Source organism: Xanthomonas arboricola pv. juglandis, from assembly GCF_905367715.1.
Taxonomy (GTDB): domain Bacteria; phylum Pseudomonadota; class Gammaproteobacteria; order Xanthomonadales; family Xanthomonadaceae; genus Xanthomonas; species Xanthomonas arboricola.
Genome location: NZ_HG999362.1, coordinates 1,505,490 through 1,518,066 on the forward strand (window position 1 = coordinate 1,505,490; position 12,577 = coordinate 1,518,066).

Below are 12,577 nucleotides of genomic sequence, written 5' to 3' on the forward strand. Positions count from 1 at the left end.
ATCGCTGCGCAGCATGACCTATGGCATACGGGGAAGCGCGGGCAGGCGCTTAGCATCGTGGGCTTGCCTGTTCCAGGTCCCTGCGGAGTTGCGATGAAGATCCCCACCTTGTTGTCCGTGTCGTTGCTGGCGGCACTGTCGTTGCCTGCGGCCGCACAAACTGCCGCGCCGCAGGACGTGCCGTTCGACGGCACCTTGAAGATCGACGTCGATGCCACCGATCTGGCCCATCGCATCTTCAAGGTCAAAACCACCATGCCGGCCCGGCCGGGCCCGATGACGCTGCTGTATCCGCAGTGGATTCCCGGCAATCACTCGCCGACCGGGCCGATCGACAAGCTCGCCGGTCTGGTGATCAAGGTCGATGGCAAGGTGGTGCCGTGGAAGCGCGACCAGTTCGATGTGTATGCCTTCACCGTGGACGTGCCGCAGGGCGCCAGCGAGCTGGTGGCCGAGTTCAAGTTCCTCTCGCCGCAAGCCCCCAACCAGGGCCGGGTGATGATGACCCCGGAGATGCTCAACCTGCAGTGGAACACCACGGCGCTGTATCCGGCCGGCGTCTTCGCACGCAACATCAAGGCCCAGGCCAGCGTCACCTTGCCAGCCGGCTGGAGCTATGCCACGGCGCTGGAGACCGACCGCCGGGTTGGCGACACGGTGACCTTCAAGCCGATCGACTTCGACGATCTGGTCGACTCGCCGATGTTCGCCGGCAAGTACTACAAGCGCGTGGAGCTGAGCGGCGGCAAGCAGCCGGTCTACCTCAACGTGTTCGCCGACGAAGCCAAGTCGCTGGAGGCCAAGCCCGAGCAGATCAAGGCGCATGCGTCGCTGGTGCAGCAGATGGACAAGCTCTACGGCGCGCGGCATTTCGACCACTACGAATTCCTGCTGGCGCTGACCAAGAAGTTGGGTGGCATCGGGCTGGAGCACCATCGCTCCAGCGAAAACAGCGGCGTGCCGACCTACTTCACCGAGTGGGACAAGAGCTGGACCGGCCGCGATCTGCTCGCGCACGAGTTCAACCATTCCTGGAACGGCAAGTACCGCCGTGGCGCCGACCTGGCCACGCCCAACTTCAACGTGCCGATGGGCGACAGCCTGCTGTGGCTGTACGAAGGCCAGACCCAGTTCTGGGGCGAAGTGATGGCTGCGCGTTCGGGCCTGTGGACGCAGGACCAGGCGCGCGAGATGCTGGCCGGCGTGGCGGCGAACTACGAGCGCGGTCGCCCCGGCATGGCCTGGCGCACCGTGCAGGACACCACCAATGACCCGACCATGTCGATGCGCCGGCCCAAGGCCTACCGTAGCTATCAGATGGCCGAAGACTATTACTCCGGCGGCCAGATGATGTGGCTGGAAGTGGACAGCAAGCTGCGCGCGCTGACCAACAACAAGCGTTCCATCGACGATTTCGGCAAGGCCTTCTTCGGCATGAAGAACGGCGATTGGGACGTCAATCCGTACACCTTCGACGACATCGTTGCCACGCTCAATGGCGTGGCTCCCTACGACTGGGCGAGCCTGTTGCGCAGCCGCATGGACGGGCATGGTTCCTTGAACGGTGGCATCGAAGCCAACGGCTGGAAGCTGGTCTACAACGAGGAGCCGAACTTGGCCACCAAGGCCGACGAGAGCGACGACAAGGACGCCAGCCTGACCTATTCGCTTGGCGTGTCCCTGAAAGCCTCTGGCGATATCGGCGATGTGCTGTGGGACGGCCCGGCCTTCAATGCCGGCCTGATCGCCGGCAACACCATCGTGGCGGTCAACGGCCGCGCCTTCAGCAGTGAGGTGATCAAGGACGCGATCAAGGCGGCCAAGGGCACCACCGCGCCGATCGAACTGCTGGTCAAGCGCCTTGACCGCTACGACACCGTGCGCATCGATTACCACGGCGGCCTGCTGTATCCGCATCTGGAACGCATCCCCGGCAAGCCGGATCGCCTGAGCGAGTTGTACAAGCCGCGCTGAGTGGCAGCCGCCCGCTCGCAGCCGTTGAAGCGGGCAATGGCAAGACCTTGGGGCTGCATGGCCGATTGCGATCGATCATGCAGCTCCAGACGCTGTTTCTGGTCGGTACCGATGCCGACCGATCAAAAGACATCGCGCCAGGCAAACGCTCGGCGCCATCGATGTCCGAGTGAAAACGCAGCAGCAGGAGGAATGCGCGGTTGCATCCATTCCAGCAACGCCGCAGCCTGGCCGATTCCCGATTCCCGATTCCCGATTCCCGATTCCCGATTCCCGAGCCAGCGTCGCGCATCCTGAGACCGACGCCGACTATCCTGTCGCTCCAGAAGCGATTGGTTAACTGACGATGGCGAAGGCGAAAACGGCCTATGTCTGCGGCGAGTGCGGCGCCGAATACAACAAGTGGCAGGGGCAATGCACCGAGTGCGGGGTGTGGAACACGCTCAGCGAGATCGTGCTCGAAAGTGCCACGCCCGGCGGCAAGGCCTCGCCTGCGGCATCGCGGCGTAGCGGCTGGGCCGGCAAGGCCGAGGCGCCCAAGATCACCGCGCTCAAGGACGTGCAGCAGTCCGAGCAGGCGCGTGTGTCCACCGGCATCGGCGAGTTCGATCGGGTGCTGGGCGGGGGCCTGGTCGAAGGCGCGGTGGTGTTGATCGGTGGCGACCCCGGCATTGGCAAGTCGACGCTGTTGCTGCAGGCGCTGGCGAGCATGGCCAGCACGCTGCCGGTGCTGTACGTCACCGGTGAGGAATCGCTGGCACAGGTGGCCGGGCGCGCAGTGCGGCTGGATTTGCCGTTGGAGGGCCTGAACGCGCTGGCCGAAACCGGCATCGAAAACATCTTGCAGCATGCCAGCGTGGCGCGGCCGAAGCTGATCGTGGCCGACTCGGTACAGACGCTGTGGACCGAATCGCTGACCGCGGCGCCGGGCTCGGTCAGCCAGGTACGCGAGAGCGCGGCGCGGCTGGTGCGTTATGCCAAGGAGACCGGCACCGCCGTGTTCCTGGTCGGCCATGTGACCAAGGAAGGCGGCATCGCCGGCCCGCGCGTGCTCGAGCATATGGTCGATGCGGTGCTGTACTTCGAAGGCGAGAGCGGCAGCCGGTTCCGGCTGTTGCGCGCGTTCAAGAACCGCTTCGGTGCGGTCAACGAGCTGGGCGTGTTTGCGATGGGCGAGAAGGGCCTTAAGGAGGTCTCCAACCCGTCGGCGATCTTCCTGTCCGGCGGTAGCACCCAGCAGCCGGGCAGCTGCGTGATGGTCACCCGCGAAGGCACCCGGCCGCTGATGGTGGAGGTGCAGGCGCTGGTGGACGCCTCGCCGCTGTCCAATCCACGGCGCGTGGCGGTGGGTCTGGAGCAGAACCGGCTGGCGATGCTGCTGGCGGTGCTGCACCGCCATGGCGGCATCGTGGTGGGCGACCAGGACGTGTTTGTCAACGTGGTCGGCGGCATCCGTGTGCAGGAAACCGCCGCCGATCTGCCGGTGCTGCTGGCGGTGTTGTCCTCGCTGCGCGACCGGCCGCTGTCCGAGAAGACCATCGCCTTTGGCGAAGTGGGCCTGTCCGGCGAGATCCGGCCGGTGCCCAACGGCGAGGACCGTCTGAAAGAGGCCGCAACCCACGGCTTCAAGCGTGCGATCGTGCCCAAGGCCAACGCGCCCAAGACCACCAGCATCAAGGGCATGGAGATCGTTGCGGTGGAGCGGCTGAGCCAGGCACTGGAAGCGGCGGCCGAGTGATGCCGACGCGGTAGCGGAGCGACCGTCGGCACAGGCGTCGCTCTGCACGCGATGAGCTGATCCCGCACCCCCGCGCAGTGGGCGGTATGGCCGCCTGCGCCATGCCGGAATGACATCAATGAAGTTTCGGGCTGGCCGCCGCCAGCTCCGCTGACCGTCCGTCGGCCAGCAGGTCGCTATCTGCCATTAGCCGATAAGAAAACGTTTTCAGCGCAGGGCGGCTATGGCAACATGCGCGGCCCGTTGCACTGTGCACCGGATCACGGACAGCGCTCACTGCGCGTTATCAGGAGAAACACGATGGAATGGATGTTGTTGCCACTCAAGCGCTACGCCGACTTCAATGGCCGCTCGCGCCGCAAGGAATATTGGATGTTCATGCTGCTGCAGGCGATCGTCCTGCTGGTGTTGGGCGGCCTGTTCGGCATTGCGGCTGCACTGATGGGCGGCGAGAACGGTCCTGGTGCACTGGCATGGCTGGTTGCTGCCGTCATGGGGATCGTGGTGCTGGCATTGATTGTGCCGAGCATTGCAGTGACCGTGCGTCGCTTGCACGACCAGGGCAAGTCGGGCTGGTTCTATCTGATCAGCCTGGTGCCGTACGTCGGCGGCTTCATCGTGCTGGTCTTCATGTGCCTGGAAGGCACGCCCGGCCCGAACGAGTACGGCGAGAATCCCAAGCAGTAACCGGGTGCAAGGCCTGATCGAACAATGGCGCGGAGTCTCCTCCGCGCCATTGTCGTTTCTGGAGATGTACGGTTGGCGCAGGCTCACCAACAACACGCGTGCGTTTGAGTGCCGGATTCGGCTCGATTGATGCGTTCTTCAACTGCCGGCAAAAACTTGGACGTCCTGCCAGGGTGTAGGAAGCAGTCGACCGGCAATGCGCCAAGGCTCTATTCGTATGTTCAATACATTATTGAACTATTAATTGGGTGCGTTTCCACTCAACGTGGCGCCAGCGAACAAGCTCTGTCAGTTAATGCCTGGCCAGATCAACGCATGGCAGCGGCCGAGGCACTGCAATGCAGGCGTCGATAGCAGGTAGCAAGCGCAGGCCTCCGCCGATCGCTGCGCTTCGCTCCTGCAGGCCCGCATCGCTCAACAAGCCGCAGCATGATGGGCGGTGCTGGGGCTGACGGCCTTGCCTGGCGTCGGTGCGTCCTTGTCCTGCAGGGCAAGTTCCAGCTTGTACCCATGCGAATACACGGTTCTGATGCGCACCACGCCGCTGTGATTACACAGCTGCAGCTTCTTGCGCAGCTTGTAGATGTGCTGCTCCATCGTGCGGTCGGTGAACTCGGTGTGGCTACCCCACACCGCCTTGGCCAACTGGCAGCGGCGGAAACACACACCGGGGCTGGAAAACAGCAGCCAAGCGATCGAGAACTCGCGTGCGGTCAACACGATCGGCTTGCCGTGCAGATACACGGTATTTTCGTCGCGGATCAGCTGGTAGGGGCCCACACTCAGCTGCTGGCTCTCGGGGCACGCCTCGGCCACCGGCGACAGCGCCAATGCTGCGCGCACATGCAGTTCGTGGGAATTGAAGGGAAGGGCGAGTACATCGTGTGCGCCGGCGCGGTACCAGGCCAGGATGTCGTGGGCACAGTCAAAACGCCCCAGCACGATCAACGGCGTGGGATGGCCGCTGTGGCAGCGTTGCCAGGCCAGCAATGAGCTGTCGTCCGATGCAACGCAGGTTGCATCGAAGATCAACAGCTCGCAAGGGGAATGCCGCAGCGAGCGCAGAAGTTCGAGTTCGTCGGAAAACACCGCAAAACTCGGGGCGAGCGGTGCGAGGCTCGCGTTGACCTGCGATGCCAGACGCGCGTCCTGCGTCAACAGGAAAGCCGATCCTTGCTTGCCGGGAAGGTTGCCGTGCATCAGCCGGCCTTCCCGTGTCTGCACACGTACCAGTCGTACGTCGGATGCCTGTTGCGGACAGCAGGCGCCAATACAAAACCCACGTGTATAGATAAGTGCATCGCCATCGCCTTTGGCTGCCAGGGGATCCGACCTGGGGTCGGACGAATGGTATGTACCATTGCCGAGGCAGAAAGTTTCACTGCTGCGTACTTTTCTTCGGCTTTGGGTAGGCCGGCTTTAACGTACGCTCATTTAGGCGCAACACAGCTCTTACATCCAGGGCATGCGTCGTGAGTAACTAACAAAATTCCGACATCGGGCAATGCGCAGGCCAGGCGATCCGGCGAAACAACAGGCGCGATCGCCGAGTTCATTCCATCGCATGTCCAGGTCTATACCACGGTATTGCGATTTGCATGCGCTTGCAGCGCACATGGAATATGTCGCCAATCCGTCGATGCAACGGAACCGCGCGGCAATCGTTTGAAGCGCATCTTTCATTTACTGAAGCGCCGCGCCAGCAGCCATTGCCACGTCATGCCAGGACAGCGGTCAAGCCAATGCAAGGCTTGGCCTCTGGATTGCCTTGCGAATTCTCTCCGGCAGAAGTCCTGTCTTCAATACGGTTTCGCATGGCGTGCAATGTCCTATGCATGACAGCGCCGGCGGTATGCAAAAAGTGCCCTTTATCTGCATGCCGCATAACTGGGTTGCCAGGAGACAGAGTGAGGTTTTTTGATTTTCTTAGTGCCTTCGAGTGAGAAATTCCATTGGATCCGCTGCATACAATCGGTTGCGCCAGCCAGACCGGCGCATTGTTGTTTTTGCTCATCCCCCTATGAGAGAGCCCGGCATGATCCTTTCAACCTACTTCGCGGCGATCTCTGCGTTGTCGTACGCAGACCGTCTTCCTACCTATACAAGCAGGATGCTGGTTGGTGCCTGGCCGCAAGGTCTGCAACATCTTCAACAACGCCGTGATGGCCAGGCCGCCGCGGATGGCGCCGACGATGAAGTCGGCCTGCTCGGCGCCAGCGGCGATGCCTTGTTGATCCTCGAATATCAGGAGGAGGCCGAAGATGCCTACCGCCACGCCTTGAAGGCGATGCGCGGACATCAGCGCCAACTGCGGTTGCTGTCCTGCCGCAATACCGCCTGGTTGATGCTGAGCCAGCGCCGCCTGAGCGCTGCATTGAACTGCTTTGCACAGCTGGCGATGGACCGCGAGACGCCGGCCTGCCTGTGCGGTGAGAGTCTGCTGGGCAAGGCGCTGACCCACTTCCACTTGGGCCAGAGCACGCTGGCGCTGCAGACCCTTGAGCGTGCCAACGACGTGCTGGCGGACCTGGACAGCGGCGCAACCGAGTGGCTGCGCATCGCCAATGCGCTGCGCCTGGACATGATTGCGCAGTTGCGCATCCGGCGCGCCGACCGGATGAGCGACCACGTGTTCTGGCAGGCCACGCTGCGCCAGGAGGAAGCGGCGCACGCGTTCGAGCCCAACGAGCTGCGCGCCTGCATCGCCGACCTGGCCGAGAGCATGCCGGTGCTCGCACAGCGCATGCGCCACGTGCGCAATCTGCTGCGCATCGCCGGTGGCGACACCTTCGGTTTCGATGCGCAGATCGATGCGCTGCCGGCCGCCGCCACCGGTTGCCCGCCCTGCGCCCGGCAGGATGCGCAGGTGGAGCTGGCGCTTGCCGCATTGGCGGTGGGGCGCGCCGATCTGGCAGAGCGTGCCCTGGCCGGTGCCGGCCGGCACCACGCGCCGCGCTGGAATCTGGAGTTCGAGTATTGCCAGGCCAAGATCAGCCAGGCGTTGGGCAAGACCGAGCAGGCATTGCTGCTGTACAACCGCTATGCGCTGGGCGCGGTGCAGTGCCTGCGCAGCGAGGTGCAGGCGCCGCGGCTGCTGGAAAGCGGCACGCCGGCGCATGTCAGCGACGACATCTCCGCGCGGCTGCCGGCCAAATACCGGCGCGCCTACGCCTACATGATCACCAATGCGCACCGCTCGGATCTGTCGATCAACGAGGTGGCTGCGCAGATCGGTGTCACCGGGCGCGCCTTGCAGCAGGCCTTCAAGTCCGCCACCGGGCTGTCGCCGACCCAGGTGCTGCGTCGTTACCGGATGCAGAGCATTCGCGACGAACTGCTGGCCGAAGGCGGCTGCGGCAGCGTGCTGCAGGCGGCCAGCCGCTGGGGCGTGGGCAGCCGCTCGGCGCTGGCCAAGGGCTATCGCCAGCATTTCAATGAGGCGCCGATGGAAACCCTGCAGCGCTAAGCCGTTGCGCGCCACGGCCGGGCGTCGATGCAGGCCGTGGCGCGTCGTTTCCAAAGGGTGTGCTGCAGTGGCGACCGAACGGCTGGCCAGGCGCTGAAGGCAGTCATAGTGTGACGCGCGTGCGTATGGCGTGGCTTGCGGCTATCCTGTTCGGCTCGCACTGCCACCCAGGAAGGCGCGTCCGAGGATGGGCGTGGCCGCCAAGGAAACGACGAACGATCATGCAAGATCACACCTCCGAGGCGACGGACGCCTCCCAGATCCGCCGTGCAGGCGTCGATCTCAACGGGCTGATGTCCGTCCTCAGCAAGCATCTGTATTCCACACCGGTGGTCGCGCTGCGCGAGCTGGTGCAGAACGCGCACGACTCGATCCTGCGTCGCCGGTTGGAACAACCCGACTGGCAAGGCGAATCGCGCATCGAAGTGCATGCCGACGCTGCCCAGGGCATCGTGCGCATCATCGACACCGGCGCCGGGCTGACCCAGCAGGAAATCCACGATTACCTGGCCACGGTCGGCGTGGGGTATACGCGTGGCCTGCGTCAGGGCGGGCATGAGGACAGCGGCCTGATCGGCATGTTCGGGCTGGGCTTTCTGTCGGCCTTCGTGCTGGCGCGCCGCGTCACCGTGCGCACCACCTCCTACCAGAGCCCGACGCTGGGGCATTGCTATATCTCCAGCAATGCCGAGCAATACACGGTGAGCCCGGTCCCGGCGCGTGCGCAGGTCGGGACGGAAGTGGTGCTGGAACTGCACCAGGACTATCTGTCGTTGGCCCAGGAAGCACGGCTGCGCGAGATCCTGTCGCGCTATTGCGCGCTGTTGCGCGAGCCGATCTGGATTGGCTCCGACACCCAGGCGATCAACCCCGAGCCGCCACCGTGGCGCGTGCACGACGCGGTGCCGTTGCATCCGGTGCAGGCCTGGCGGCGCCAACGCGAGTTTGCCGCACGTTTCGAGCGCAACTTCGAACCCTTGTGCTGCATGCCGGTGCGCGCGGAGGAGGGCAGCGATGCGGTCGGCCTGCTGTGGGTGCAGGACGGGGCCACCTATGGCACCAGCGACAATCGCAATCTGTCGGTGTTCCTGCGCGGCATGCTGCTGGACGACAACGCGCGCGAACTGCTGCCGCCGTGGGCGGGCTTTATCGGGGGCGTGATCGAATCCAATCGCTTGACGCCCACCGCCAGCCGCGAAGACCTGCAGCGCGATGCCACCTACGCGGCCGTGCAGCACGCACTGTCCGAGGCGCTGGTGCAGGGCCTGGCCGATGTGGCGCGTCAGCAGCCGGAAGCCTGGCGGCGCATCCTGTTGCGGCATAACGAGGCGTTGCTGGGCGCGGCGCTGTGCGACGAGCGTCTGTTCGAGTTGCTGATGGAACACGTGCGGGTGCCGACCTCGCAGGGCGACCTGCCGGCGCAGCAGTTGCCGGCGCGGGGTGCGGTGCACGTGATCCTGGACAGCGACAGCGGCTTCGAAGAAATGCTGTTCCGCGCGATGGGCGTGCCGGTGGCCTACGGAAACCGCTATGCGGTGGTGCCGTTCCTGCGCCGCTGGGCGCAGGCCAAGGGCGTGCGCCTGGTCGAGCTGGGCACCGAGCAGGGTAACCGGCAGTTGTTCCAGCTGGACACGCTGCCGGCCGACGAACTGGCCTGGCTGGAACAGCATCTGGGCGATGGCGAAGCGCTGGTGCCGGCGCGTTTCAGCCCCGAGGCATTGCCGTTGGTGGTGGTGCCCGACCGCGAGGCCGAACTGAAACGCCGGCTGGAGCAGGACGAGAACGACAAGCGCGTGTCCACCGCTGCGCTGCGGCTGGCCCGGCAGTTCACGGCCGGGATCGAAGCACGACAGACCCAGCGGCTCTACCTGAATCTCGACAACCCGGCGTTGCAGGCGCTGCTGGCGGCGCAACGCGCCGGCAATCCGCAGGCGGCGGTGGCGGCACGGCTGCTGCGCTCACTGAAGGTGATCGTGTCGGCGCAGGGGCGCACCCAGCCGCAGCCCGGTGCCAACGCATCGGGCGGATCGGATTTGAACCGGGCCTTCGGCGATCTTGCCGAGGCCGTGACCCAATTGCTGGCACGCTGAGCGCCGCATCGAAGGAGCAACACGATGGAAATCTGGAACTGGGTGGAGAAGCTGCAGGACGATCTGGGCGAAGCCGGGCAGCCGCAGAATGCGCAGCTGCTGACGCGCCTGACCGACCATATCTGCGACTTGCAGATCGAGCGCGCCGAAGCGCTGTTGCCCGAGGCGCGTGCGCTGGGCAAGACGCTGGCCAATCCGTGGCTGGAGGTGTTCGTCGGGCATTGGGAAATGCGCAACCGGGTCGGCAACCTGTGCGAAGGCGAGCGTGCGCTGAGCGATGCGGTGACGCTGTTCGAGCGCGCGCACCGCCCCGATGCGGTGGAGTGCCCGCAGTCGGTGTGCGTGACCCAGGATCTGGCCGCGTGCTACGCCAACATCGATGGTCCGGGCTGGGTGGAAGAGCGCATCGAGGTCTGCGAGGAAACGCTGGGCCGCATCGATCCAAGCTGGTCGTGCTACCAGTGCCTGAGCTGCGAAAAAGCCGATGCCTTGCTCGACGACGGACGCGGCGAGGCGGCGCTGAGTTATCTGGAGCAGCAGTCGCAGACCATTGTTGCGCATGGCGGGCAGATCTACGACGGCGTGCCGGACATGCGCATCTCGATCCTGCTCTCGCTGGGCCGCGCAGAAGATGCGTTGGCACTGATCGAGCAGCGCGAGCGCGAGGCCGCACGCGAAGGGGCGGAGTGGGCCAACTGCAGTCAGCCGCGGCGTTTGCAGAAAGCCCGCGCCCTGGCGATGTTGAATCGCGACGACGAGGCACTGGAGGCGTTTCTGCCGTGGCGCGAGGTCGCGCCGCGTTATCGCCTGCACTGGTTACGTGCGGTGGTGGTGCTGGTGTCGCGCCAGCCCGAGCGCAACACCTGGGATCTGGGCAGCCGCCTGCAGGTGATGCTCGATCATTACGCGCAGGTGGGTGCGCATCGCATCCTGATCGAGGCGGCCGAGATGGCGATCGGGCTGGCCTTGCAGCGTGGCGCGGTGTGGACTGCGCGTCGGCACCTGGCGCTTGGGCGAGCGCACGTGCCCAAGTTGCGCCAGGACCGTGGCGCCACGCAACTGCTGGACGGTCTGGCCGTGCGCATCGAAACCGCACCGGCGGGCGAGCCGGCGCCGGTCCCCGCCGAGCAGTTGCTGGCATGGCTGGATGCGCAGGGCGAAGACGTGGCGCGTAACCCCGAGCGCGAGGCTCAGTGGTTGCTGCAGGCAGTGGCCGAGCGACCCGACGATGCCGAGTTGGTGGACACCACGGCGTCGGCATTGAGCGCGTGTGCGGCCGACGACGAGGCGATCGCGCTGCTGTGGGCCTTCGTGCAGCGGCACGCCGATCGCGAAACCAGCCCGACCTTCCGGCTGATGAATTTGCTGCTGGGCCGTGGCGACGAGGCCGGCCTGCGCCGGCTGGCGCAGCTGTATCGCCCGCTGGTGCCGGTGGCGGCGCTGTGGTGCGAGGCGCAGCTGGCCCAGCGGCTGGCCGATTGGCCGGCACTGGAGCAGGCCTGCACCGCGTTGCTGGAACTGTCGCCCGGCTCGCACGGTGCGCGCGGCTTGCTGGGGCGCATGTATCTCAATACCGGCCGCTTCGCCGATGCCACTGAGGTGTATCGACAGCTGACCGAGTTGATGGAAGAACCGCGCTCCGCGCATTGGGATCACATGACCGCGGCCAGTGCGGCGCAGCAGTGGGACGCGGTGCGTACCTCGGCGCTGGCGCTCGGCATGGAGCTGAGCAGCACCAGCGGCGTGGTCGAAGAAACCTGGGGTTGGGTGATCGTGCGTTGCGTGGATGATGGCGAGGCTGCCGAGTACTACGCGCGGCGCACCGGCCCGGTCACCGCGCGTATCGTCGAAAATGCACCGGCACATCGGCGCCAGCATGTCGGCGACTGGGTGGTGTTCGATGCGGAGTTGCTGTACCCGCCGCCGGACGACGAGGCCGAGCGCGAGCGTTTCGTGCCGACCTATGCGCAGGTGCATGTGCTGGAGGCGGGTGGTTACGGCAGCAGCTGGCTGGTGGATGGCGTGCATCCCGGCGAGCAGGCGATCGACGCCTTGCGCGAGGACATCGAAGCGCGTGGCTGGAAATTGTGGCTGCATAGCCGCGACGACTATCGCGTGGTCGATCCGGAACACGCGGAGGCATTCGACCCGGAAGATGCGAGCACGGGTCTGCCGGGCGTGCTGTTCACCGTGGCGCTGCCGGAAGCGGCGGCACCGCTGGAACTGCATCGCGTCCTGCTGGCCACAACCGCGCAGTGGGCACACCCGATGTGCTGGCTGCGCCTGGCCGAGGCCTGCGATCAGGACCCGCGCCCGCATTTGGACGCAGTGGAGCGTTACGGGCTGTAGGCGGCGATCAAGCTCGTCGCGCATTAGCTGCTGACGCGGCCGCCGCCGGGATTGGGGATTGGGCATTCGGGATTGGCATGCGTGGTTGCATGCCAACTGCTGGTATGTCGTCAGGAATGGTGACGCTCGGAAGAACGTGCAGCCCATCTGGCTGTTTGCATTTCTTTCCGCAACCGACAACAACCGGTGGTGCTTGCGTGGGTGCCGGCGTGGGACCTTGAGCGGCATGGATGCCGCGCCAGAGCCTACATGGACGTACTGGCGGCGTGTCCT

General features: G+C 65.2%; 7 protein-coding genes. 6 read left to right on the forward strand and 1 reads right to left on the reverse strand.

The window, feature by feature from the left end:
- Positions 1 to 93: 93 nt before the first annotated feature.
- From KHN93_RS06450 to KHN93_RS06460, 3 genes are all read left to right on the forward strand, one after another.
- Positions 94 to 1,974, forward strand: coding sequence for a M61 family metallopeptidase (locus KHN93_RS06450; protein WP_161961170.1), 1,881 nt, complete (start codon positions 94 to 96; stop codon positions 1,972 to 1,974).
- A 346-nt stretch (positions 1,975 to 2,320) separates the two neighbouring features.
- Positions 2,321 to 3,712, forward strand: coding sequence for a DNA repair protein RadA (radA, locus tag KHN93_RS06455; RefSeq protein WP_016901522.1), 1,392 nt, complete (start codon positions 2,321 to 2,323; stop codon positions 3,710 to 3,712).
- A 300-nt stretch (positions 3,713 to 4,012) separates the two neighbouring features.
- Positions 4,013 to 4,399, forward strand: coding sequence for a DUF805 domain-containing protein (locus KHN93_RS06460; RefSeq protein ID WP_016901521.1), 387 nt, complete (start codon positions 4,013 to 4,015; stop codon positions 4,397 to 4,399).
- A gap of 414 nt (positions 4,400 to 4,813) precedes the next feature.
- Here KHN93_RS06460 and KHN93_RS06465 read toward each other — a convergent pair whose 3' ends face one another.
- Positions 4,814 to 5,599 (reverse strand): winged helix-turn-helix domain-containing protein, encoded by a 786-nt coding sequence (locus KHN93_RS06465; RefSeq protein WP_039522641.1) that lies wholly within the window; start codon positions 5,597 to 5,599, stop codon positions 4,814 to 4,816.
- Positions 5,600 to 6,509: 910 nt separating this feature from the next.
- Here KHN93_RS06465 and KHN93_RS06470 point away from each other — a divergent pair.
- From KHN93_RS06470 to KHN93_RS06480, 3 genes are all read left to right on the forward strand, one after another.
- On the forward strand, positions 6,510 to 7,865 hold the full coding sequence (locus KHN93_RS06470) for a helix-turn-helix transcriptional regulator (protein ID WP_212579607.1): 1,356 nt from the start codon (positions 6,510 to 6,512) through the stop codon (positions 7,863 to 7,865).
- Between the two features lie 221 nt (positions 7,866 to 8,086).
- The gene (locus tag KHN93_RS06475) at positions 8,087 to 9,955 is read left to right on the forward strand and encodes an ATP-binding protein (RefSeq protein WP_212579292.1); all 1,869 of its coding nucleotides are present in this window, start codon (positions 8,087 to 8,089) and stop codon (positions 9,953 to 9,955) included.
- Positions 9,956 to 9,979: 24 nt separating this feature from the next.
- Positions 9,980 to 12,304, forward strand: a complete 2,325-nt coding sequence (locus tag KHN93_RS06480; protein ID WP_212579293.1) for a tetratricopeptide repeat protein — start codon at positions 9,980 to 9,982, stop codon at positions 12,302 to 12,304.
- Positions 12,305 to 12,577 lie beyond the last annotated feature (273 nt).